Raw genomic sequence first — 26,589 nt, 5'->3', positions numbered from 1 at the left:
TTAATATTACAATTTATGATATATAAAAAACAATGGATTAGCTAGATACAACCTAACTTTCCACTCTTATTTTAAACTAGAACTGCTATAATAGAAATATTATTAACTTTTTTCAATATACGCTTTAAATTTGTAAAAACTTTTTAATTAAAAACAGCTTTAGCCCTATTTTAAAGGTTAAAACTGTTCAAAAAAATATTTAGATAGGGACGTTAAAGTCCTTATATCTGTTTATTCTGTTAAATAATTCTTCACATAAAATGGCGTACCCGTGAGGAATCGAACCCCAAGCCTTCTGATCCGAAGTCAGACGCTCTATCCAGTTGAGCTACGGGTACACAAAAAAGTAAGTTATAAAAAACTTACTTTGCTAATACTTTTAAAATTTTAGGGCTTAATGTTTCTTTGTTCTTTAACAAGATTTTTTTAACTTGATCAGCATTTTTCCCTTTTAATGTTTTCATTGCTTTTGTACAAACTCTTACTCTAACTTCTTCATTGTTAATAGTTAAAAGCATTGTTTGCAAATTAGGTCTCCAAATTCTTTTTGTAGCTCTGTGAGAGTGACTTACTCTATTTCCGTGGCTTACTGTTTTTCCAAAAACTTCACATCTTTGCATTTTATTCACCTCTACTAAATATTTTAGTAGTTCTCCTTTCATCTTTATTTTTTAAAACAGCTATTTACTGTTTTTTATTATAATATATTAACTTAACTATTTTATAAAAAATCGTTATTCAGTTAAAATTATTTTTACATATCGAAACTTATTTTATCATATTTTGCAAATTTTTACAAGTTATTATCAGTATTTTTTCGTTTCACAAAAAAAAACTTTAAAACCAAACTCAAAAATTATGCTCATTTTTCTTAAATTTTAAATTTATATAGTTATTAAATTAAGTATTATAAATTTTATTTTTCAAAAAATTGTTTTAAATTTGGCGGGAAATAATTTGGCCCTTTTATCACTTTTCCGTCTTCACGGTAAATTGGCTTCCCATTTTCATCCAGCTTGCTAAGGTTGCTTCGATGTATTTCTTCAAACACGTCTTCAATAACATCTTGCATCCCATGCTCAATTATCGTTCCACAAAGGATATAGAGCATATCCCCAAGAGCGTCTGCAACTTCCACAACATCCCCTCTTTTAGCCGCTTCCAAATATTCTTCATTTTCTTCCTTCATCAAGTCGAATCTCAATTTTTCGAGACCATTTTCCAATTTTCCAATTGGTTTATCAGAATTTCCAAGTTTATAAATTCTGTGAAATTCTTCAACACATTCTATTTTTCTTTTCATTACTATCTTTCCTTTCTAAATTTTTTATTTATTTTTTAATAATAATCATTTTATTTTATTTATTTTGCAGGATTGCTCATTTCGTTAAATCCTTATCTTGCAGTAAAGGTTTATCTTGATAATTAAAATTGTGTCAAGATTGCTGCCAAATATTTATGGCTAGACTCCAACTTTTATTTGCACAATTCAAAAAAGTCGTTAGACAGCCGTAGCTGAACAAATAAAAGCTCCATCGGTTTATTAACTATATTGTAATTATTCGCAAATACTAGGTTTTCATACTTTGTTAAAAACATTTGTAATAAATTCTTTCTCTAAACAGGGTTTAGTGCAGATAATTTTATTTGATTTAAAAATCTATTCTAAAATCTCAAACAGTTATTTTTTCTTTAATAAAATTTTACTTCATAATTTATTATAAAATCCATTTATGAAATAAAGGGATAGTGGTTAATCTACTTTACGTACAAAAAAAGAAAAAAGTATAAAACATAGAAAAATATCTATTAATAAATAATGAGACTATTTTATTATTAATATCAACAAACAATATAAAATTACTACTTTTCCAATATCAGAATAAAGCATAACTGCGGAAAAAAATCTTGTTTTTTCCAAAATTTCAGTATCGTCTTCTTCTACTTTTTTTAATATCTTAGTTTGAATATTTTTTATGTCTTTTTTTATTAATAAAACTGCCAATATAAGTGCTAATAAAATCATTATTCCAGCGACAACAGTTTTATGTGTGCAAAAAAATAAAAGTTTACTGTAAAAAATTGCTAGGATTAGCCCCATTATTAGCGACAGGACTGTTAAAGCAGACTTCATATTCTTTTTTTGTTTATTTAACAGTGTTATTGGTAAGGTAAATAAGAACAGAATTTCTAATACAAATAAGAGTATAAGAAATATTCCTTTTACATCTGGCAGTTCTAATTTTCTTATAGCGTGAATTATATTATCCAGTTCAAAAATCATGTAGCTTTTTAACAGCATACACAATAAAATTGAGATTGCTATTCCTGAAATTACCCATATTCTGCTTGCTAAAATTTCTTCGGTTATAAAAATTTGTATTTCTTTTGATGTTCCAGCATCTATTTTATTCTCTGTTTTCCTGTTACTTTTCAAAATTTCTCCTCTTAAATATGCTCAATCTCTTTTAGATGAGCAAGATTTTATAATTTTTAAATTGTGAGTTTCTTGGCTGTAAATAGAACGAGAGCTATTTAGGGATTCATCAGACAACTTTAATTATCTTTATTGTCAAATAATCCGAAAATAACCCTCTGTAATTTTTATTTCCCACTTTTCAGTTATGTAAAAACTTAGTCTCTTCCTCTTCCTAAAATTCTTAAAATGCTTAGGAACAGGTTTACAAAATCCAAATATAATTCCAAAGCACCAACAATTTCAATTTTGTTAAGAATATCTGAGTCTTCATGAACTGCACAGGCGATAATATTATTTCTTATTCTGTTTACATCAACTGCAATATAAATTGTAAAAACAACTACTCCTAAGACTGACACAAACAAATCAATTGCACTATTTCCTAGAAACATATTTACTACACTTACTAATATCATTGCTATTATTCCAGCTGTAAGCAATGGCACAAATCTAGTCAAATTTTCCCTAGTAAAATATCCATAAACTGCTAAAACTACAAAGATTGACAACGTTCCTAAAAATGCTGAACCAATCATATCTGGAGCATATCTGAGCCCAATAACCGAGAACGTCAGTCCGCTCAATGCCGAATATATTAAAAATATAAGTTTTAGAACACTCGAATTTGCTGTATAAACTAAGGCTGAAAAGGCTAAAACTGCAACAACTTCTAAAATAAGAAATATCCAGTATTTCTCTATTATCATATATGCAATAGAATTTCCATTATTTACTCCATTATAAACCATAAAACCAATACCGCCAGTTATAAGAAGCCCTATTACCATCCATATCATACTTCCACGCACTTTTGAACTTATCAGCCTGTTTAAATCATCATAAGTCATCGTCGTTTGCCCGTTATATTCATTGTAATCATTGTTGTCATGGTTATAAGTTTCCAATTCATCATAATCATTTCTCATAAAAATCACCTCATTAGTTTAGTCTTTTTTATTTTTAAAAATAATTTATTTCAGTAACTTGAATAATTTACTATTAATTTTTATAGAATTTTAACTTAAAATTTTATGTTCAAGCCATCATAATATTATAACTGATATTTTTTAAAAAAGACTTTTATTTATCAGTTAAATTACTTAATTTTATTTTTTATTTTGAAAATGGAACAAAAGATTCCTGTTTTAAAGTTTGGATAATTTCATCAACTGATACGTTTTTACTGTCTTGTGAACCAAATCTTCTTACGTTTACTTCGTTGTTTGCAACTTCATTTTTACCAATTATTAGTTGAACTGGTATTTTTTGGTCTCCGTTTGCTTCCCTAATTTTGTATCCAATTTTTTCTACTCTTGTGTCAAGCTCTACTCTGATTCCTGCATCTTGAAGTTTTGTAAACAATTCTTTTGCGAAAGGCACCTGTTCGTCAGAAATTGTCAGGATTCTTGCTTGTACTGGCGCTAACCAAGTTGGGAATGCTCCTGCATAATGTTCGATCAAAATTCCGATAAATCTTTCCAAACTTCCATACATTGCCCTGTGAATCATTACAGGCTCGTGTTTTTCCCCATCTGCACCTATATAGCTCATTTCAAATCTTGCTGGAAGATTAAAGTCTAACTGGATTGTTCCACATTGCCAGATTCTTCCTATTGAGTCTTTCATCTTAAAGTCGATTTTTGGTCCGTAGAATGCTCCATCTCCAGGATTTAACTTGTAATTAATTCCTTTATGTTCCAAAGCTGATTTCAAGTTTGCTTCAGCCATTTCCCATATTTCGTCTGAACCTATTGCTTTATCAGGTTTTGTTGACAATTCAATGTGGTATTCAAATCCGAATACAGTGTAAAATTTATCATATAAATCAATAATTTCGATAATTTGTTCCTCAATTTGCTCTTTCGTACAGAAAACATGGGCATCATCCTGTGTAAATGCTCTAACTCTCATAAGCCCGTGTAAAGCTCCACTAAATTCGTGTCTGTGAACAAGCCCCATTTCTCCATATTTCAATGGTAAATCCTTGTATGAATGCAAGTTATTCTTGTAGGCAATTACTGAACCTGGACAGTTCATAGGCTTTATTGCATATTCTTTTTCATCAATTGTCGATGTATACATATTTTCACGGTAATTGAACCAGTGTCCAGAAATTTCCCACAGTTCCTTATCTAGCATAATTGGAGTTTTTATTTCCTGATAACCTCTTTTTTTATGCTCAACTCTCCAGATTTCCTGCAATTTATTAAATAATTCCACACCTTTTGGCATAAAGAACGGGAATCCAGGTCCATGCTCGTCTACAAAGAACAAGTCAAGCTGTTTTCCTAATTTTCTGTGGTCTCTCTTTTCAGCTTCTTCCATCATTGTCAAATAGTCATCCAGCTCTTTTTTTGTTGCAAAAGCAACTCCGTAAATTCTTTGAAGCATTTTATTGTTTGAATCTCCACGCCAATAAGCTCCTGCTGTTGACATTAGCTTAAATGCTTTTAGGTAGCCAGTCGATGGAATGTGTGTTCCACGGCATAAGTCTATAAATTCACCTTGCTGATAAATGCTAACTTTATCTGCACCCAGGTCTTCAATTATCTCAACTTTATAAGTTTCACCTTTTTCAGCAAAGAATTTTTTTGCTTCTTCGGCAGTCATTTCACTTCTTTTAAATTCATAATTCTCTTTTACAATTTTTGTCATTTCCTCTTCTATTTTTGCTAAATCTTCTTCAGTAAAGGGTTTTTCAGGGTCAAAATCATAAAAAAATCCATTTTCAATAACAGGCCCTATCGTAACCTTTGTATTTGGGAAAAGTCTTTGCACAGCCTGAGCCATAATATGTGCCGCGCTGTGTCTTATAATTTCTATCCCTTTTTCACTTGTATTAGTAATTATTTCAATTGTTCCAGATTTGTCAATAATATGAGATGGATCAACTTGCACACCGTCAATTATCGCCCCAACGGTTGCCTTCCCAAGACTGCTCCCAATACTTTTTGCAAACTCCACAACAGTCATCGGATTTTCCAACTGTCTTTTACTACCATCAGGCAAAATCATTTCTATCATTTCGATTCCTTCTTTCTCTCTTTTGTCAAATAAAATTAGGCTCTAGTTAGCCTAATCGCATAATTATTTATTATAGTATAATTCTTATTTTTTTTCAACCTAAAAATACATAAAAAATTAAATAACATTTAAATATGTACTGTATAATCAAATGCAACAAAAAATGTATAATGAGGTTTAATATAAAAAAATCAAATATAAAATTGTCTTTATTACTAATAATGAAGTTACCTTCCTCTTTCAATAATTAGTATTCTATTCCACCCCTAAAGCTTTAAATACAGCATCTTCAGCTGTAGAATAAAAAATTAAGTTAAATGCACCTATTAAATCTGGTGGCACCGTCGCCAAATCAGAAGCCGAAGTCATTGGCAACAATACTTTTTTTGCCCCTGAATCTAAACACACTTGTAACACATTTGCAAGTTCACTTACTTTTAGTATTGTTCCACCGATACTCAAATCTCCTAAAATTACCGCACTTGAAATAATAGGTTTATTTAATGCAGCTGAACAAATAGCGATGTATGTAGACAAAGTTACATTTGAAGTCATTCCAATACCTTTTAAGTCTTGATAATTTACAACATAATCATTATTTTTTGTGCTAATTTCTCCACTTATTAATTTCCCATTAGCTCTTAAGTATTTAAATGCCATTTCAGCTGATTCCTTTGCTTCACGATTATTTCCTAATCCTGCTTTTTCAAATTTTCCTGTTCCTTTTGTCATCTGAGTTTCAATTTTAAACAATCCAATCATTCCACTTTTTATACTTGAAACCGTATACAAATGACCTGGTTTTCCAATACCTTCTGGAATCAAACTTCCACTACTTTGCTCTGGAACAGGAACATATTCTTCATTAAATTTTTCATTATCGATATACGAAAAATTTACGTCATAAAATTCCATCCCACCTATTTTTTTTAGTTGCTCTTTAACTCTTCTTCTCATTTCTAGTGAGAATCTTAATATCTTTTCAATTTTTTCTTTTGTAAATTTTCCATGTGGATAAATTATTTTTACCATTCCAGAAACAGTTTTTTTGACTGCAATCACATCTCTTTGATTTAATTGATTTCCTAATTTAAAATACTTATCATATGCATCTGCATAAGAAATTTTACGTAATTCTCTCATAATTTCCGCATAATAATCTGTTATAAAACCATAGTCATCAGTAAAAAACTCTGGTCTATATTTAGGAATTTCCCAACCAGGTAAATAACAGTGCATTCTATCTAAGAATGCCGTATCTCTTCCCATTACATGAGGAAATGGTTCAAATAAATTAGAAGTTTTTAAAACAACATCTACACTCTGATTAATATTTCCTATAAAAACCATTCCAGCACTTGCATTTTTTTGTTCTTTCCCACGTGCAAACGAGCCTGATGCCATATAATCTTTCATAATTTGGACTCCATCTTGATCCTTAAACTTCATTCCTGCCACCTCATCAAAGGCTACACAGTCCCAAAGTCCTACGAGTCCCATTGTTCCTCTTCCCATATTATAAAAAAGATTTGCTACACTTGTTTGACCTCCTGATACAAGTATACTGTTCGGGCTTATTTCTTTATAAATATGTGATTTCCCAGTTCCACGAGGCCCTAGCTCACAAAAATTATAATTATTTTCTAACAATGGTATTAATCTTGACAAATGAAGCCATTTAACTCTTTCATCAAATTTACTAGATTCCATTCCTGTACTTCTTAAAACAATATCTATCCACTCTTCATCTGTAAATTTTTCTCTTAAATCTTTAAACTCTTCAAAATCAATTTCTGGCATTTGTACAGGTGTTAATTTTTTTATAATTACAGGATTTCCTTTTTTATCGTCTTCATCATAATAATATTCCAACTGAATAATACACCAAATACCTCCTCCTAACAATCTCTCGTATTTAGAAGGATAAACATCTGATACTGGAACACCTTTTAACGATAAATTGGAAAATTCAGCTTCATGTCTATTCTCCTTAAAATTTAACTTTACAGTAACCTTGTCAATTATTGTATAAGATCCATTTTCTCTTAATTTTGATTTTATTCTTTCGGCTTCATCAGGTCTTACATAATTTTGTGCCAAAATTCTTTTTACTGTTCCCATTCCTTCTTCTATATCTTCTTCATTTTCTGAAGAACAATACATTCCCAATAAATATTCAAGCACATATATAGGAACATTTGCCCCTTCCCTTATTTTTTTTGTCAAATCTTTTCTAACGATTTTTCCAGAAAAATATTTATTTAACTTTTCACTTAATGTTTCTCTATCTTTGTCATTATTAGCCTCTTTTAAACAATCATTATCCTCAAAAGTTTGACAATAATCCTTATTCACTTTTTCCTCCTTTAATATCTCTTGTTTCAAACAAAAAAATTATTTATCAAAATCCAAAATCATCTGAAAATAATATATCTATTATTATTTTTTTCCTTTCTTCAATTTTAGTTTCTATATTTTTTACAACTAAATAATAATCTTCATCTTTTTTATATTTTTTATTTATTAAAGTAAATCTTAGTTTTTTTATTCTTTTTACAGTTTCAGTTTCTTCACTATTTGCTTTATAATTTTCTATATTTGAAATTATACTCTCATTACTATCAATAAAATATATTTCAAATTCTGTAGGTTTTATAATATCTGTTACAGCACTTTTTTGAAGAAAATCAAGCGAGATTTTCAAATTAGTTATTTTGTTAATTTCTGATATTAAACCAACTTTTACCAATTCCGTGTCTACTGATCCTTTTGCAGTTTTTACTTTTATAACTGGAACAATTAATTCTTGTAACGAAATTCCACCATGATAATAATTTTGTCCACCACCACTAACCTTAAATACACTAGAAGTATTCGGTGAAATTACTTTTAAATTTTCATTTTTATTATTTAAAACATCTGACATGTTTATTTCATTTGTACCAATTTCGCCATATTCATTTTCCGTTACTATGTATCTCCTATTCACAACATCATTTTTACTAGAAAAGTTTTCTATTTTATCACTTTCATCTATTTTTCTTCTTTTGTAAATAAATCCGTGATCTGCTGTTACTATTATATTATTAATAGATTCCACTCTAAGTTTTTTTATTAAATTCATAATTTCTTCTATCGCTTTTTGACACGCCTCAAACACTTCATCTTCAGTATTTGCCTTATCTCCTATCGAATCAATTTGATTATGATAAATATAAAGTTTTTTCTTATTTCTAAATACCTCTCTTAATTCATTTTTTGAACATCTAAATACTTCATCAAAATCTAAAGCTACTGAATTTTCATCATAACTTTTTAAAATTTTTTCTCTTTTTACTCTGTCATTGCAAGCTTTTCCATCAATAAGTACTGAAAAATCACCATTTTCGACTTCTATTTCTATTTTGTCATGTGGAAGCAATGCTGCCATACCTAATTTTGTAATAGAAGGTATAATTCCTAACTGATATTCTATTTCAGCATCTATAGTTTCATCTCTACTCATCTTATAAAATAATTCTCTCCCAGTCTCATACCTCAAAGCATCAGAAATTATTACTACAATTCTATTTTTATTAATTTCAACATAATTTTTGTAAAAATCCTTTTGTAAATTTATTTTCTTAGGAAACTCTCTATAATTAAGTAGGTCATTAAATTTTATATTTGCAGGATTTAAAAATTTATCAGTATATTTGGTTTCTAATAATTCTAACAACCTACTATACTTTTCACTATTTTCTGTTAATTGATCATAGTAATAACAAAATTTCCTATAATATGTATCAATCATATAATCTTTTTGAGCATATTTTTCTATTATTTCTAATAAATCACTACAAGTTTCAAAATTTGTATTTTTTATTCCTTTGTAAGCATATTCCAATATTTTATACTCTATCTTTAATTTTAAATTATCAATATTTTTCTCTCTTCGTAATTCTATTATCTCTGCTATAGATTTATCTTGCAACTTTGCTGAAAAATTCTCATCAACAATTCTTTCAACTATCCATTTCGTTATTTTTTCATCAGGAAAATCAAATATATCAAGTTCCAAAATATATTCAGGTAAAATATTTTTAAAATATTTATTTCCATCTATAATAGAATAAACTTCTGAAACAAGATTTTTAAAAGTTTCTCTATATTCAGAAATCTGTCGCAATCTATTTAAAAATACCATAACGGTACTTCTTATACTTAGTTCCTTAAATCTAACAGGAATTTCTTTTGTTATTTTTTCAGAAGCATAAGTTAAAAATATTCCAATAAGTAACTTAGTTAAACTCGGATCATCATCAACATATCCAAATTTTAATCTACATAATTCCCAAAACTTCTCTTCAAGATTATATTTATTAAACTCTACAAGATATCTACTTTCTTTTCTGTTGACATCTGTAATTAAAATTCTTGTAACATCTTCAAAACCATCAAATATTTCAGCTTTTGAACCTGTAATTGCCCTCATTAAAATGATTTCCATATCTTCTTTTTTTGAAGGTTTACTGTCATTTACCAGCTTTTCAAACTTTTCCCTTCTATCTTTTGCCTCAAAAAACTTTCTATGCTCTTCCATTACTTCCTTGAGTTCATCGTCTATTTTCAAATTCTGAACCATTATGGAAATCCAGTCTGTTAAAAACACCTTTGAATACATTATTGTATCAGCAAGGTGATTTTCCCTGTTTTCACTTCGTTTAAATGGAGCATATATTAAATAATTTGTTTCCTTTTCCTCTCTTTCAAGAAGTATTTTTGTTTTAAAAAGCTCATCCTGATGCAATACAAGTAATTTTGCATTTTCCAGCTGTAATTCTTCAATTTCTGACAGAAATTCCTGTTTTTCATCATACCAGAAAACAAGTCTTCTTCCTTCTTTCTTAAATTCACTGTTAAGTGTATCTGTAATTTGTTCTAAATTCAATTTTCTCACTCCATGATTTTTTATACCTCAATTTAACCCACCCATTTTTATTTCACTTTAAACATTTCCAGTTCTTTTTTACTCAAACCATTCTCAATATGATTTTCTTTAATATATTCGTTAGCTTTACGAATATCGTAATAAACCTCTGTTTCTCTAGGTAATACATAGAAACCAATATCATCAAAATCCTTTATACTTTCAAAATCCATTTTTTCAAAAATTTTTTCAGCTTCAACTCTGTTTCTAAACATTTTTACCACTCTCCCCTTTTTTAACTTTATTTTTATTTTTATAATACCATATCTATTTTAGAGTGTTAATTAGATTTCTTTGAAAATATTATATTTATTAGTCTCTTTTATTCAATTGCCATTGTTCTTTTATCCCAAATTTTGTATAATTTTTGGGATAGTTTACAGATAATATTTCTTTTATATTTTTACTATTTTAAAAACTTTAATCAACCTTAACTTGCTTTCTAAATAAAAAACTGTTTTATAAAACAAAAATATTATTAAATCCTTTTATAATAAATCATATTATGTCGAACTTATAAAATATTTTTTACTTTCTAAAACAGTTCTATTCTTTATTTTATATTTAGTTCCTGTTTCAATCCTTTCTGCAATATTTGAGAAAAATTCAGATTTTTATTCTTTGCCAGCATATCAAGCCATGTAGGCAATGTTACTGTTCTACTTTTAAAAACCTGTTTTATCAATGATCTTTCATATTCCAGATTAAAATCAAGTCTCACTAAATATTGATTATCTGCTATTTTTTTTGACAATTCCTTTGCACTACTTGGTTCAGGATATTTTTTACATTCCTTTTCCAGTAATTCCAGTTCACTGACAATAACATTTTTTGCCATATCAATTGCTTCTTCTTCTGTTTCCCCATATGCCCCCAGTTCCAACTTAAAATCGGGAATATTAACTTCATAATATTCATCTGATGTGTAAGTAATTATAAGTGGATAAAACATTAAAAACGCCTCCTGATATTCTTGAAGTAAGTAGAGCAGAACTTTATTAAAGTCCTGCCTGAGCCATTATTCTTTTTAATGTTTTAGGAGGTACCTCGTCTTTAGCTTTATGCCACGCAATTGTCACTCTTCCTGTTTTTACAGGATGTTTATATTGTCTATGACTTGAGTTACTTGGTACTCGAACCCATCCATCTTTAAGAATAATAGCTTCTACTTCTTTTACCGTCATCTTGCCTCCCTAGGAATGTTAAAAGTTTACGGCAAAAACATTATAACACATATTCAATATTTGTTCAATATGATTTATTTTAATTGTCCTATTGTATATTTTAGCTCAAATATTATATTATTTCTCTAATAATTCTTTTGCTTTTTCAATTTCATAGATTTTAATTCTATTTTCTAATAAAAGTTTATGTAATAAATTTTTTCCTTTATCTTTATTTTCAAGAGTTTTTCCATAGTCATTTATTAATTTTACAACTCTATTTTCTTGTCTACTTTTTTCTTTCCCATCATAATCTGAATACAGAAAAATCAATCTTATTTTTGAGTCATAAATACTATAATAATCAAACATACTCTGAAAATAAGAGTAATCTGCTTCTGATAACGAATGTCCAAAAAAGTAAATTGTTTCTAAAAGCTTATTAGATGGTAACGTAAAACTTTCAATTGTATCATTACTTAAAATTCTATATGTTTTAGTAAAAATATTCATACTTTCATCAACATTTTGGTTATCTATTCCAAAAATTGGATTTTCATAATCTCCATGAATATTAATTACTTCCTCTATACTTCTTATATTTTCAGCTATTGTATATTTTTGTATATTTTTAAATTTATCAATCTCATTTTTTATAATAGTTGTATAATTAAAATTTATTATTTTTTTAGGTTTGTCATTATATAATATATTATCTAAACTATGAGCCAATTTATTTTGAACATCCTTAATATAATTTCCAAAATCTTTTTCAAATAAATTTAAATGTTCCAATGCTACTTTTATTGCTATTTTTACATCTAATACACTTTCTATTAACATTTGAACTATAATGAAATATTTATATTTTTCATGATTTTTAGCATATTTTACAATATCTTTTATATCTGCTTTATATTCAAATATCTCCCTGATATTATTGACATAACTAACTATATTAGTTTCAACCTCATACCATTCTTGTTCTTTTTTACAGAATAAAAGATAATAAAAAAATAAATTTTCATTTAGTTCATTATGAAGTTTTTCTATTAATTCTTTTAAATTCTCTTCTTGAAAATAAGGTCTATCGTGTAAATCATTGTAACTGGTTATTTTAAAAAAAATTTCATTAAATTTTGTCCAAAATTTTTCTATTTTTTCTTTTTTTATTTCAAAATAATCTTCATATCTCGTAAGTAATCCTTGCCATAAATCAAAGCCATTTCCTAGAATATAAAGTTCCTGTGTCATTAATTTCCTCCATTTATATAAGATTTTTTATTTCCTAAAGTATCTATAATGAAATTTATAAATACAGAAGTTTGTTCTATTATAAATTTTACTTCAAATTCACTTATTTTGTCATTATGTTTTACATTTTCATTTTGATATTTGCAATAACATCTTATAACTTGCGTAAATAAATTTCTAATTTCAACAGAAATATTTTTTTCTTCTAAACTCTCTCCTAAAATTGAAATTTGATTTTCTAAGCTTTTTTTATTGTTTAAAATTTCTTTTAACAATGACTCCAAAGAGAATCTCATATCATCTAAAATATGTCTATTATTACCTTTTTTATCAAAATTTTTTATTCCTTCTTCATATTTTTCATAAGATTTTTGATAAATTTTCAAATTATTCTTTGTTTTTATAATCAGTAATTCATTACTAGATTTATTAGGGGATAATTCCCCATATTTTTCGTACAATCTTTTTTTTAACTCCATTACTTCAGGATTTTTTTCAATATCACTTATTTCACATAATTCTGATAAAATAAAAAACTGTGTTGTAGAGGAAAATTTTTTTAGGTTTTCTAATAAAATCGTTCTTTTATTCGGATATTTATCTTCTAAACTTGTTATTGGGATTTCAACATTAAATTGTACTGAATAACTATTACAATAACGTATTATTTCTGCTGTAGAAAATCCTTTATTAGTTTCTCCTAATATTTTACTAGCATATTCTAAAAAAGGAATAGAGAAAATTTTATTTTCCATAACCTACTTCACCTTCCCCAATATCTCATACTTTTTCCCATCACGTCCAGTCTGAACTTTCTCATAATTGACTTTCACTCCGTCATCCAAATCAATCGAAATATATTCTGAAGACAAGTGATTCATCTTTTCATCAAATTGTTTACATTCATCAAGCTGTGATTTTATCTTTTTCAGCTCCTGCTCGGCTTTTTTTCTGTTGTTATTACTTTCAATTTCATCCTTCAGAAAATTTGCCCTTCTTTCATAATGTTTCTGTAGCTCGTGTAAATATCCAATTCTAACCTTTGCTGTAGTCTGTTCATTATAACGGTGCATATAAATCAATGCCTTAAATCCATTTTTCTCTCCTGCATCATAAAGCCAGTAAATTGGTCTTTCTTCGTATCTTTTTAAATGATCGTCATAAAAACTTTTCAAGAAATATTCTCTTATAATATCTTTTGGAGCATCATTTTTATTAGATAAGGCTTGTGCAATAAATTTAAGATTTTCTTCAAGAGTTTCTTCTCCATATACTGTTTTTACAAATTCTACAAATCTTGTAACAATATCATCACTAAAATATTCACTATCAGTAATTGGAATACAGTTATCTTCATCAGGAATAAATTTGCTATATTTATTTTTATCAAATTCTCCTCCTGCAAATACAAGACCTTCCTCATCAAGCGAATAACGCCCGAACATACATCCAACAGCATAGGAAATAAATTGTTTTACAACATCTGCTTTTGTCAGAACATAGTTATTCCCTTTAATTTCATCATTTATTTCATCATCTGTATCAAATATTTTAGCTATTGTTATATCTTTATCACTTATATCTGAAGTCAGTTCATCCTGCAGTCCATAAATATCAATAAAAATTCTATTTAATTCCTCTTCATTTTCTTTCAATTTTAAAAACTGATTATTTGTAAATTCTTTATATTGACTATATACTTCTTCTATTAATATTATTTGTGTTTTATCAATTTTCTTATTTTCAACATTCCCATTTTCCCCTATTTTTACATTATCAAATCCTTCCACATATCTTTCAAAATTAACCAATGGACTTACTTTAAAATCCCATGCTGTCTCAAATGTATTCCAGTCATATTTTGAGATTTTGATACAGTCATCAACTATTGAAATTACTTTTGGGTTTATTTGTTTATTTTCTATAACTGGGAAATTATTAAAATCTCCTACTTGTAAATTCACAGTCGGATTTAACATATTAAAGATAAAATTAGATATTTTAGTTCCCATTATACCTAAAATGTATTTTAATCTTAATTCATTTTCAGAAAATGCTGACATTCCTGAAACATCATGTATACTACCTGATTCTCTGTATCTGATGCTGAAACCCCCACTTGTTATCAATGGCCAAGTTATCGCTTCTTTAAAATAATAATTAGGATTTCTAACTACCGATCTTAATTTACCATTACTATCCTTAAAATTTCTTATTTCATTACCATTATTTTCCCAATTTACTACATAATCGTAGTTTCCGTACCATTGTCGTCTTCCTCCACCTTTATTATACGGATACCATTTATATTCATTACTTTCTATTCCCTCTATTGATTTTATATTGTAGTTTATTTTCTCTTCTTCCACTTCATACCACTGTCTTAAAAATCTATTATTATCTGCTGTCGCTAATCCTTGTTTTGGCTCTATTAGTTCAGAAATTTTGATTCCTTTTTCAAAATCTTCCAACAAATTTTCACTAGCCCAATATACTATTGGCATTCTTGGTATTTTTTCAAAGTTTTTTTGATTAACTTGAAACTTTATTAAATTCCCTTTTTTATTAGATTTTATATCTTCAAATATTGTATTTTCACTTGAATATTCATCAAATTTATATTTAAAATTAGTAGTGTTTTTTGAAATTCTAAACAAAGTTGCACAGTCATCTGTTTGTATATTTTGTGCTATTTTATCGAACATTCTAAAATAATAACCTTTTTTTTCATCAGGAAAAGATTTTTTCAAACTGAAAGCTGAAGTTCCAAAAGCAATTCCAATAACTCCATATCCTAATTGCAATAAACTTTTAATTGTAGTTTTTTCTAGAATATTCTTTCTTAAAGTTTCAAATGATGATAAAAACATCCATGACTGCATAGTTATCATAGAAGTATAACAATTTTTCTTTGTAAGATTATTACATCTCTCAATAAATACAGCAAACATATCCATCTTACTGTTTGGATAATTCTTTTTTGTATATTTTGATAACTTGGAATCCATTATTGAACTCCCCATATATGGTGGATTGGTTGCAACTACTTCATATTTTTTTGATAATATTTCTGATGTTTTTATTACATAATAAAATTTATTTTTTATTTCTTCTTTTTTTAATTCGTCAAACAGATTATAGAAATCTGTATTTTCTATTTCTAATAATCTATTTTTTATTTCATCATAATCTATTTTTGGTGCTTCTATTAAGCTCCCATATTCTCTTGCATCTAAAAATGAATTATAAATTAAATCAAGTTCTTCTTTTATTTTATTATTTCCATTTGAAATAAAATCTATTATTTTTTTATTAATATCATTACTTTCTCTTGTATAACAGATATTTAGTTCCAATTTTTTAGAAAATATTCTTTTATAATATTCTCTTGCCTTCATCATTAAAGCAAAATATGCCAACTGATAAGCTCTTTTATCTATATCAAGACCATAAATATTATTTTCCAGTATTGACTGAACAGCATCCCTGTTGGAATAACCCAAATTTGAATAAATATCCATTAATACATCAAAAGCGTAGACAAGTATATGTCCACTTCCCATACACGGATCTATTATTTTAATTTCTTCTAGTTTCATTTCCTTATAATTTTCATTCAGTTTTTCCAGTTTCTTTTCAATTTCTTCTTCCTGTTTTTCTCCCTTTACAAGAAATTTCCATTTTTCCTCTAAATCTTCATTTGGATGTCCTTCCAGCCATAAATTCCCTAAACTATTTTCCACCATATATTTTACTATCCATTTTGGTGTAAATAACTGTGTTTTCGCAGGTATATCATCCTGTTCCACTTTTTTTCCTTTTTTTGTTTTCTGGTCTACTTCCTTCTTCTTCTTCTCATTATAATACTGATAAAGCCACCCAATCACTTCAATCTGTCCCTCTTTTTCCACATTAAAGCTTTCTTCAGGCACTTCATCCACTAACTTTCTCAATATTCCTTCTTCATCATTTATTGAAATTGGTAAAAGCAACTCTGAATAATCTTCAGCTTCTTCAAATAATTCAGGCAGTATTTCATTAAATTTATTACATTTTTTTATAAATAAAAATTTGAAGAGCTCTTCTATTTTGTTCTCTTCTTTTAACTTATAAACATTATTTTTTTCATCATTTGAAAATTCCAGGTCTGTATCAAATACTTCCCTTATTATTTGAGGTTCCCTGTCATTTTCCCTGTCAGAAGATAAAATTCTTATTCCATCTGGAAGATAGTCATTTACTTCCATAAATCTAATAGCAATAATCCTATTAAACCAGGTATACGCTATTTCCTCAACAAATTCATCAAAACATTTCTTAAAATCTTCATTTTTCTCTCTTGCTTTTAATACCTCAATTACTTTTTCTCTCTGTTTAACTTCCTTTTCATTAAATTCCTGTCCATTAATCTTCAGATAATCATCTTCTTTTACAGTTTCTTCTCCTATCCCTTTTTCTGTAATTCCCATCAATTCCAATTTTCTTTTTATATCATCTTCCATTTTTTCTTTTGCATTTACTGCAAAATTTCTCAATGCTACTTTGTCCATTAGTCTAAATTCACCTATTTCTATTTTTTTATTTCTATAATTTTAGTTATCCTAAAAATCTAGTAAAACTATTCTTTTCTATATACTCCTCTAATTCTTTTGAATTTTTTGTAATAGGATTTTCTTCAAAACAAAAAAATTCTTTTGGATTTTTTTTGAAATTTTCAATTGCTCTTTTAAATACATCCATCGTTCTTATTTCTATCTTTTTGTCATTATATGCACGCCAATTTTTTGAAAATTCGGTTTTTTCCCATTCTTCTTTATTTCCTATTATTAATATATATCTAAATTTTAAATTTTTTGCTTTAAATATTCTCTCTTTTTCACTAGGATACTCAGCAAAATATCTTCTCCAGTTATCTACTTGTTCTATTCCTTTTTTTAAATAATTAGAAACACTTTTATTTTGATTAAATAAGGTTCCTTGAGGTTTTTCTATCTCAACTAATACCCATTGTGGATAGTCACTTCTATCAGAAAGCCATAAAAAATCACATCTATATTTATTACCAAATTCTACTTCATGAAATATTGGTTGCATTGTATATTTTCTTTCAACTAATTCATAAAATAAAAATGTATTCTTTTTTAATAAATCTAATAGTTTTTGTTCTGAATTTTCATCAAAAGCTTTTTTTAAATTTCTTTCTACTTCCTCTATATCCCAAGTCATAATTTTACCTTTCTTCATTTAATAATGAGTTATTTTCTTTTTTCTTCTTATCTTAAAATTCCACTTCCACAATTTCACTGTCTTCCAGTTCTTTTTCCAGTTTTTTTCTCAATTTTTCAAGATAACTTTCTATATCTTCTTTGCTTTGTATTTTCCATACTCTATCTTTATTTATTTTAGCGATTCCTATTATTTTTGGCTTCTTTATTCTTATTGGAATTGCTGGACTCTTTTCTACTGCATCATCTATTTTTAAGTTTGCTCTTATTTCCTCTTCCTGTTTTTCAAATTCATCAAGAAGTTTACTTTTCAAATTTGAAGCTTCTTTGTCAAAAGTTTCTATTTCCCTTATATTTTCTGACTTTTCAGCATTTCTCAAAATTTCAGAAAAGCTTTCTTCAACTTTTTTAGTAAACTTTTCTTTTAATTCTTCATTTTCCGTATACAGTCTTTCCAACGTTATTTCTTTTATTTCTTTTATTTTATCTAAAATGGGATTTCTTCTTTCAGATAAAATCTGATTATAATTTTCAGTAAATTTTTTATTTAGCTCATTCAAATCCTTAATTTCATTATATGGTTTTTTATCATTCAATATTTTATTTATATCTCTTACAGTTTGCTCAATTTCTACATCTGAAAAATAATTTTTAGAATCAGCATATTTTTCATATAGTTTAACAGACTCATCCCATATATTTTTCTGTTCTCCAGCAAAAAACTTATCTATAGGCTCCATAGCTTCAACATAATCACAGTAGTCATCTTCATGTCCTAAAACTTCATCAAATATTTCTCTTGTATCTTTCAATGCGAGTATTCTTTTTAAAAGTCTTTCTCTATTTTCCAATACATCCTTGCCTGGATAATTTTTATTCTTATAGTTTCTTTCCAACTCTTCTATTTCAACAAGTTTTTCCCTTGTCAGCTCTTTAAAATCCTTCACCATTTTATCTGTATCTTCTGAATCAATATTTTTTCCAAACAGCTCATCTGCAACATTTTTCATTGCTCTTATACTTTTGTTATCTATCTTTTCCTTTATTTCAAGATAAACTCTTTCTCCACTGTCTTTTTTTACAATACTTTCTATAATATTTTCAGAAGTTTCATTTAATAGGTTTAAACTGTTTCCATTTCTTTTAAGCTCTATTTCTCCATCTTTAAATGCTCTTACAACTATCCATTCAATATCTTTATCATTCCATCCAAATGGAGCTTTTGAAAAATAATCCTTTACTTCCTTTATGTTTATCTTCAGTCCTTTTTCCTTTTTAAGTTTTATATGATTTACAACTTCCTGTATTGCATTTACGTTATCTTTTTTTCTTTCAGCAGTAATCAAGGTATCTTCCCTATCTTCAAAAATTTCCCTTATATCACTTTCTCCCATAGATTTTGTAATATAGTCCAGTTTGTTATATACTTTGTTCACTAATTTTCCTAATGCTTCAGTTATCTTAGTTTTATAGTCCTTTGCATTAAGAGAAAGGTTATTTCCTCCCACATAATATTTTGCATCTCTAAGAGCCTCTTCCAGCATCCGTTCTGAACGTTCTATATGTTCCTTACGCTCTGTACTCTTTTTTTCCTTTATAATACTTCCTTGTGGTAAATCATCAGCCTCTCCTGATTTTAAGAATTTCTCTATTTTTATATCCATCTCTATTTCATTTATATAAAAACTATTTTCTCCTAAATCAATAAATACTGAATTTTCCTGTGTACTTTTCATTAATAGGGAACTTTCATTTCCACTGTAATCAGAATTTGGAGTAACTATATTTATACCTATATCATATGTATCTTTACCTCTTGCATTGTCATCAACTTTCTGATTAAAGGAGAAAGTATAATCTTTAAATTTAGGTGACTGATATTTTTTCTCTGAATAGAATTTATCAAATATTTTTTCGGAAATTTTTCTCAATATTTCATTCATATCCACATCAATTTTATCAATCATTTTCTCTACTTCCTGCTCTTCATTTGTCAGGAATATATATACATCTCCAGATTTTTGTACAAGTGTCTGTTTTATAAGTACATCTAGTGCTTCCTTAATCTTTTCCTTTAACACTATTCTATCTTCATTTATATCTTCAACCATTAATGTAGTAATATTTTCCAGTGTTCCCTTTATTTCCTTAACATACTTAATCATAAAAAGAACTTTAAGTACATTCACATTAAAGCAATTTTCTTCATTTTCAGGATTAATATAGCTATTTTTCATAGCTCCTGTTATAATCACTGAATGTGAGTGATCCAGAAAACTTTGGAGTCCATCATAAAATTTATCAAAGGAAACAAGTATTCCTGTTTCATTTTCTTTATATTTTTCTGCTCCTTCTTTAAACATTGCAAGCATCGAACGCTCTCCTTCAGATAAATGTTTTCCACTTGAACTATGTTCACGAATAGAAGTTAAAACATACGAAAGTATCTGAAACTGATACGGAATAAAAGGATACACTTCCTGAAAATCTTTTACATCTGAATAAATCTTCTTTTCAATTCCATCATCAAATATAACAAGATTTTTTATTACCGATTCCTTTTCCGCATAAACTAAAGACAGTTCTTTTTCTGCGTATTCATTTTTTTCTAAAATTCTCTTTTTTATAACTTCTGATACATCTGTAGAAGTTAGGCTGATTCTAGTTTTAAATCTACCCTGTATTTTAGAAAAATCATTTCCTTTTACTTTTGTAATAGAATCTATCGCTTGTTGAGAAGTTACAACTACCCATGCTTTTCCTTTACAATATACTCCTAAATCTTCTGTTACAGTTTGCAGATTCAGCATTAAATCAGTATTTTCTCCTATATACTGTCCAACTTCATCTACAAAAAATATTACATGATGATTATTTCCTTTTTTCTTAATATATTTATCAATCATTTTTGCAAAATCTTCTATCGAAATGGAATAGTCCTTTTTAGAAGATTCAATCCAGTTATTTGCTTCCTCTTCTGTCATAAATTCTATTTCTGCCAAGGCTTTTTTAACTTTGGAAGTTTCAAAGTTAAAATTATTTCTTCTTTCTTCCCAGTTTTTTCTGGAAATTTCTTCAAATTTTTCTTTAAACTCCTCATATTTTCCAGCTGAAACCAATTCCCTCTCTAAATCTGCCACATATGGATTTGGTGAGAATCCCTGCATTTCATTAAATGCTTTCAAAAATACTTTCAGAATATCATCTTTTCCTTTATTTCCAGTACTTTCACTTTTAGAATCAATATTAAATAAAATAGAATCAGTCGAGATTTGACAAGCTCTTTTCATATCTGCAATAACCATTTCATCCTTTATTTTATTATCTTCTACAAAATAATCTATCGCTCTTTTCCCATCAATCTCTTCATTTGAAAATAAATAAGATAGTATTTTCAGCAAATGTGATTTCCCACTTCCAAAGAAACCACTTATCCAGACACCTATATCTTCCGTACTTCCATCAATCCCTTTACTATATGCTGAAAAAAAATCCCTAAAATGTTTCTGTAATTCATTTGTTACTACATATTCTTCCAGTTCCTGCTTTTTATTTTCTTTCCCTTCCTGTCCTGTTTTTATTACCCCTTCTATATTTCTATCAATAGGTTTCTTAAACATCTCTCTTATTTTCATAAACTCTTCTGAAGCTATATTTTAAAAAGCTCCATACACTCCTCTCTATTTATATATTATTGTTTTATGATTTTTATAAAATTTGTTTAACCCCCAACCTATTTTCTTATCTTAAATTATTTTCCCAAATTACTTTATGAGCGGAAAAGCCCTGTAATAATTATCATCTTTAAATTCTCCAAATAATTCCAATGACTGTCCATCATATTTTCCTGGATAAAACATTACTACTGGAGCTTTATTAAAGCTTTGATGCAGATTATTCAATATTTTATGTGAACGCACAAACGGAAATATTTTTCCAACTCCCGTTAAAAAAACAATAGCTTTTTCAGGTGTATTTTCTTCTATATATTCTGTAAAGTAGTCATTGTTATCGCTCATTCTAAGTAAATCATTTACAGACTCTACAAGATAATTCATTCCATCATTTTTTTCCATCTCAAAGCAATCTTCCAGATATCCTTCAGATTCAAGCAAGTCAATCATCAAGTCATACACATCATAAACTTTCAGTTTATATCCATCACCAAATTCCTTATCCTTTTTTACCAACTTATCAATATATTCCCTTACAAGAATTTCATCTTTAGGATCATAATCAAAAACATAATATGAAACTTCATTCCCAAGTCCTTTGCCATTTAAAAAAGAAGTCTTTCCTATTTCACTTTCTATTTTTCCTAAATTTTTTTCTGTTTTTGTCATTACACTTCTCCTTTTAATGCTTTTATATATATTTCCATATTATTTTCCCTTAATAATTTTTCCAGTTCATAATCTAAATAAACTTTACCATATAATATCTCTTTGTTTTTTTCCTCAAGTAAACCTGCTTCTTTTAAATAATTTCCATATGTTCCTTGCATTCTTTTCAGTGTTTTTTCACTAAACTTTGCTACCTCTTCATTTTGCTCTGCTTTTTCCTTCAGAAACTTCATAACAACACCTGGATTATATTCTTTTGTCCCAAGCAACAGCTCATTTCTGTACGAATTGTATACATATTCAAAAAATAATTTATCAGTTACCATTATAGATAAAAGATTTATTATTTTTTGGGTTCCTGTATCACTTTCAAAAAATAGTTCCTTTATTTCCCCAGAAAGTACTTTTATTCTTTTATTAATTTCACTAAAAATTCTTTTACCATAATCTTTAGAAGGTACAGAAAAAATATTTTCTTCTTCCTGCATTTTTCTTATCTCATTCTCATTTTTCCCATCTTTCAAAAACTCTAAAAATTTTTTAAATTCTAAAAACCAGAATCCTTTACTTACAATTCCAGCACTGTATTCTCTTTTTCCCATTTTCTACCCCTTAATTACATTAATTTTTGTTTATTTCTTATTAAATATTATATCATTACATTTTTATGTTTTACAAGTAAAATTAATAACTTTTTTATTTCAAAATCTTTTTTTAATGATAAGCAATTTTTATACTAAATTTCCATTTAAAAATCAAAAATTAATATAAAATCATAACAAATTTACTTTTATACTATTTCCATTAGACTAATAGATTTATTATAAATCCTATTTAACAAGAGGTCTTTATCCCTTGCCATAAAATAAATAAATTTTTCAAACTGGATTTAGTATTACACATAAAAGAGAAAAAGGGGCTAATGCCTCTTTTAAAATTATCAAATATATCAGTAAATACCTTAAAAAATATGAATTTAATTTCCTTATAAATAAACAAAAAAGGAACTACCCAAAATCATAGTCCCTTTTATCTCAACAAAAATTATATTTAATTTTTCAATCAATTATCTTTACTCATAATCTCCATCTATTCTAACTTTTCGCAAAATCATTCCTTCTTTTGCTTTTATATTTAGTTTGATTTTTCCGTTAGAACTTGTTCTGAATGTTCTTCCTTCTGTTACCAGATCTATAAACCTTTCATCTTGATAATGCGTTTCAAATTCCACATTTTCCCAATCATTAAAAGAATTATTTATAACAACTATTATGGAATTATCTTCAATCACTCTTTCATAAACAATTAAATCTTTTTCATTATCTGCCATAATTTCTCTAAATTTACCATAGACAAGCGTTTTATTTTCTAGTCTTATTCTGATTAATTTTTTATACCATTCAAACAAATCACTGTCAACTTTTTGCTGGTAAACTTCATTTTGGTTAATGTGTGATGGATTTTTTTCATCATCATACAAATATTCCTTCCATAACATCGGTTTTCGGCAATATGGATCCGTTGCTCCCCACATTCCTACTTCATCACCGTAAAATAGCATTGGTGCTCCAATGTATGTCATTTGGAATACTGAGATTAATTTTAATATGTCTTTTGGTTTAATTTGGCTGTTTCGCCAGTCTATTGTTGTGTTTGGATGATAATTTGAAGCTAAATCCGGACGAATTCCGTTATAACCTTTTTCCAGCTGTTTTCCTTCCTCCAGATTTCTTCCAAGCACATCATTTACAATTCTAGAATAAAGCCTGTCTGTATCATGCGAGCCGTTTAAGTTCTGGCTTGCCTGCAATGCCTGATATGGATACCAAGTTCTTTTTTCCCGAAGCTCGTTGAAAAAGTCCTGTGCCTTCAATTTATATCTTACGCCACCTTCACGGCTTTGATTAATAAAAAATCCAATAACTGTTTTTAACCATTCGTAGTTCATCACAGTGTCAAATTTATTTCCACCGTTAATATCGCCTGCCGCATTTCCCCAAAGTTCAGCAGTTATGTATGAATCTTTCTTGCTGCCCTTTACGACCTCACGCCATTCATTCCAGAAATTCTGATTTTCAAGACAGTTTGGAACATCAAGACGCCATCCATCAATTCCATCATCTTCCATCCAGTTTTCACTTTCTTTTCCATCAGGCCCATACATCCATTTTCTTGTAATATTAAAAATATATTCCTTATATTCCTGATTAAACGAGTTAAATTCAGGAAGCGAGTCAAATCCTCCCCAAGCATTGTAGATAGTTCTTTTTCTATTTGCAATAAGAGTTTCGTATGCCTGTTCATCACTCATTTCATCCGTTATTGGAACGTGCTGTCCAAAATCCGTAAATTTATACCAGTCCTTATATTTAGAATTTTCCCCATCAGCAAGCACCATATTAAATGTCCAATGCTCACTGCTGCTATGATTGAAAACTCCGTCAAATATCACACGAATACCATTTTTATGAAATTCCTTTATCAAATCAACCATTATCAAGTCTGATTCTGTCCAGATCCATGTTGATGGATCTTCTGTTTCTCCATAGCCATTTTTCCCACGGTTTTTACCATTCAGATTTACTTCCAGAAGTTTTAGCTCACTGCTTGTTGAAGCCTTGTTTCCAAGCACATCCACATAGGATTTATTTCCATATTTATTATTTTTATTAATTTCCACGCCATGAGTTTTTCCACTTGTCTTTATTGTCCCAAAGTCTGGCGAAATATGTCTAAAGTCGTTTGCTCCGTATTTATGATTTTGGTATGAGAAAAATACTGGATTTAGCCACACTGCATTAATTCCCAATTCCTTCATGTACGGTATTTTTTCTTTTATTCCTTGTAAATCTCCACCATACATTCTGGCATATTTTAAGCTGTAGTCAATTTCACGCTCTCCCAGTTTTTCCCAAATTACCTGTTCCCTAAAATCAGAAGTCCAACGATTTCTGTCAAATTGGCTAATCACATTATTGCTTTTTTCCCATTTATAATCTTCGATAAAGTTCTGCTCATGAAGTCTGTTAGGCTTAAAAGCTTCAGGTCCAAATTCATTAAAAATAGGGTCATTATAGTGATTTCCATTGTAAAATCTGTCTGGGAAAATATTATACCAGATTGCCTCTTTTGCCCAGTTTGGAACGTCAAATAGCTGTATATCCTTAGAAGTTGTATTTACAACTAATCTTTTGGGCTTGCTGTAACTCAATGTTTTTCCGTTAAAATAGGCTCTTGAGCCGTTATCTTCAAGAATAAAATAATACAAAAGTTTTTTTGCCTCTTTACCAAAATTAATTATTCTTTCAAAATAATCAAATCCGTTTGTCTTATCCTGATACCTTTCAAGCTCATAAATCATTTCATAATTATCTTCTTCATGTAAAACAACACTAATATAGGCACGTTCTACATCATTCATCTGAGTTCTTATTTTAAACTCGTATTCATTATCTGAAAGTTTGTTAAAATATTGCAAGCTGTCATAATTATGTACGATAGCCTTCAAATTTGTATTTTTGTCAATGGCTTCATATACAAATTTTCCAGTTCCCAAATCTCCTTGTGGAAACAACGCTCCATTTTCTCCAACTATCAATTTTTTATTTTCATTTTCAGGATACCATTTCCCGTCAATCAAATATTTATATTCATAAACTCCCTCAGGTGAAGCCAATATTACTTCATAATTTGTTCCTTCAAAATGATAAATAGGCTCAGTATCAGGCTTCCAGTTATTAAAGTTCCCTGCAATTTCAACTTTATCAGCCTTTTCCAATCCAAAATCAGCAATATCCAAGTTCATTCTGTAAAATTTCATTTTTGTGAATGAAATCGTCTTTTTAGAAGGATAATACTCTACATAAATATCTATTCCCTTTTGAAATCCAGTTATTGACTTTGGTGGCAAGTCTTCATCCACCACAGCCTCAAATCTTTTTGCAAATGGAGCTGTGTGACTATAAGTTACACCACTTATAGCATCTGTTTCCTCATTTTTTATTTCAAAAAAATAGCTTCCTGGTTCGATATTTCCCCATTTATATATAAAATTTTCCCAATTTTGTTTCAAGTTCTCTTCTTTATAAAATTTATTATCCTTATAAATTATAATTTTATAACCCATTTTTAT

18 protein-coding genes and 1 tRNA gene are annotated in these 26,589 nt (G+C 28.1%); all 19 read right to left on the bottom strand.

Annotated elements, in window-relative coordinates:
• Nucleotides 1-261: 261 nt before the first annotated feature.
• A tRNA-Arg gene (locus FVE77_RS00830) sits at nt 262-338 on the bottom strand.
• 24 nt (nt 339-362) lie between these two features.
• Complete coding sequence (gene rpmB / locus FVE77_RS00825; RefSeq protein ID WP_026745386.1) at nt 363-620, bottom strand: 50S ribosomal protein L28; 258 nt, start codon at nt 618-620, stop codon at nt 363-365.
• A 296-nt stretch (nt 621-916) separates the two neighbouring features.
• Entirely contained in the window at nt 917-1,303 is a 387-nt protein-coding gene (locus FVE77_RS00820) for a pyrophosphohydrolase domain-containing protein (protein ID WP_021768227.1), read from the bottom strand.
• Between the two features lie 522 nt (nt 1,304-1,825).
• Nucleotides 1,826-2,437, bottom strand: coding sequence for a hypothetical protein (locus tag FVE77_RS00815; protein WP_026745387.1), 612 nt, complete (start codon nt 2,435-2,437; stop codon nt 1,826-1,828).
• Nucleotides 2,438-2,634: 197 nt separating this feature from the next.
• Nucleotides 2,635-3,405 carry a Bax inhibitor-1/YccA family protein gene (locus FVE77_RS00810; protein ID WP_051254450.1) on the bottom strand — a complete coding sequence of 257 codons (771 nt, stop codon included), beginning with the start codon at nt 3,403-3,405 and terminating at the stop codon, nt 2,635-2,637.
• Nucleotides 3,406-3,592: 187 nt separating this feature from the next.
• Complete coding sequence (gene thrS / locus FVE77_RS00805; protein ID WP_026745389.1) at nt 3,593-5,503, bottom strand: threonine--tRNA ligase; 1,911 nt, start codon at nt 5,501-5,503, stop codon at nt 3,593-3,595.
• Nucleotides 5,504-5,758: 255 nt separating this feature from the next.
• On the bottom strand, nt 5,759-7,858 hold the full coding sequence (gene brxL, locus FVE77_RS00800; RefSeq protein WP_026745390.1) for a protease Lon-related BREX system protein BrxL: 2,100 nt from the start codon (nt 7,856-7,858) through the stop codon (nt 5,759-5,761).
• Between the two features lie 46 nt (nt 7,859-7,904).
• The gene (pglZ, locus tag FVE77_RS00795) at nt 7,905-10,433 is read right to left on the bottom strand and encodes a BREX-1 system phosphatase PglZ type A (RefSeq protein ID WP_051254451.1); all 2,529 of its coding nucleotides are present in this window, start codon (nt 10,431-10,433) and stop codon (nt 7,905-7,907) included.
• A 47-nt stretch (nt 10,434-10,480) separates the two neighbouring features.
• Entirely contained in the window at nt 10,481-10,687 is a 207-nt protein-coding gene (locus tag FVE77_RS00790; protein WP_026745392.1) for a hypothetical protein, read from the bottom strand.
• 338 nt (nt 10,688-11,025) lie between these two features.
• On the bottom strand, nt 11,026-11,424 hold the full coding sequence (locus FVE77_RS00785) for a type II toxin-antitoxin system HicB family antitoxin (RefSeq protein ID WP_051254452.1): 399 nt from the start codon (nt 11,422-11,424) through the stop codon (nt 11,026-11,028).
• Between the two features lie 46 nt (nt 11,425-11,470).
• A complete protein-coding gene (locus FVE77_RS00780) occupies nt 11,471-11,656 on the bottom strand; it encodes a type II toxin-antitoxin system HicA family toxin (protein WP_026745394.1) in 186 nt (61 codons plus the stop codon).
• 117 nt (nt 11,657-11,773) lie between these two features.
• Nucleotides 11,774-12,889, bottom strand: a complete 1,116-nt coding sequence (locus FVE77_RS00775) for an AbiH family protein (RefSeq protein WP_026745395.1) — start codon at nt 12,887-12,889, stop codon at nt 11,774-11,776.
• On the bottom strand, nt 12,889-13,644 hold the full coding sequence (locus tag FVE77_RS00770) for a hypothetical protein (RefSeq protein WP_026745396.1): 756 nt from the start codon (nt 13,642-13,644) through the stop codon (nt 12,889-12,891). Before FVE77_RS00770 ends, FVE77_RS00775 begins: the two co-directional genes overlap by 1 nt.
• A 3-nt stretch (nt 13,645-13,647) precedes the next feature.
• The gene (pglX, locus tag FVE77_RS00765) at nt 13,648-17,439 is read right to left on the bottom strand and encodes a BREX-1 system adenine-specific DNA-methyltransferase PglX (RefSeq protein ID WP_026745397.1); all 3,792 of its coding nucleotides are present in this window, start codon (nt 17,437-17,439) and stop codon (nt 13,648-13,650) included.
• A gap of 46 nt (nt 17,440-17,485) precedes the next feature.
• Complete coding sequence (locus FVE77_RS00760) at nt 17,486-18,133, bottom strand: Shedu anti-phage system protein SduA domain-containing protein (RefSeq protein WP_197735415.1); 648 nt, start codon at nt 18,131-18,133, stop codon at nt 17,486-17,488.
• A 34-nt stretch (nt 18,134-18,167) separates the two neighbouring features.
• Nucleotides 18,168-21,749 carry a BREX system P-loop protein BrxC gene (gene brxC / locus FVE77_RS00755; protein ID WP_026745399.1) on the bottom strand — a complete coding sequence of 1,194 codons (3,582 nt, stop codon included), beginning with the start codon at nt 21,747-21,749 and terminating at the stop codon, nt 18,168-18,170.
• 129 nt (nt 21,750-21,878) lie between these two features.
• Nucleotides 21,879-22,457: a DUF1788 domain-containing protein gene (locus FVE77_RS00750; RefSeq protein WP_026745400.1), complete on the bottom strand. Its 579-nt coding sequence runs from the start codon at nt 22,455-22,457 to the stop codon at nt 21,879-21,881.
• Complete coding sequence (locus FVE77_RS00745; protein WP_026745401.1) at nt 22,457-23,059, bottom strand: DUF1819 family protein; 603 nt, start codon at nt 23,057-23,059, stop codon at nt 22,457-22,459. The genes FVE77_RS00750 and FVE77_RS00745 overlap by 1 nt, the downstream gene beginning before the upstream one ends.
• 470 nt (nt 23,060-23,529) lie before the next feature.
• Nucleotides 23,530-26,583 carry an alpha amylase N-terminal ig-like domain-containing protein gene (locus FVE77_RS00740; protein WP_026745402.1) on the bottom strand — a complete coding sequence of 1,018 codons (3,054 nt, stop codon included), beginning with the start codon at nt 26,581-26,583 and terminating at the stop codon, nt 23,530-23,532.
• Nucleotides 26,584-26,589: the final 6 nt, after the last annotated feature.

It is taken from the genome of Leptotrichia hofstadii, assembly GCF_007990525.1.
Lineage (GTDB): Bacteria > Fusobacteriota > Fusobacteriia > Fusobacteriales > Leptotrichiaceae > Leptotrichia > Leptotrichia hofstadii.
Note: the sequence above shows the minus strand (reverse complement) of the source record. Positions and strands in the feature narration are given on the sequence as shown.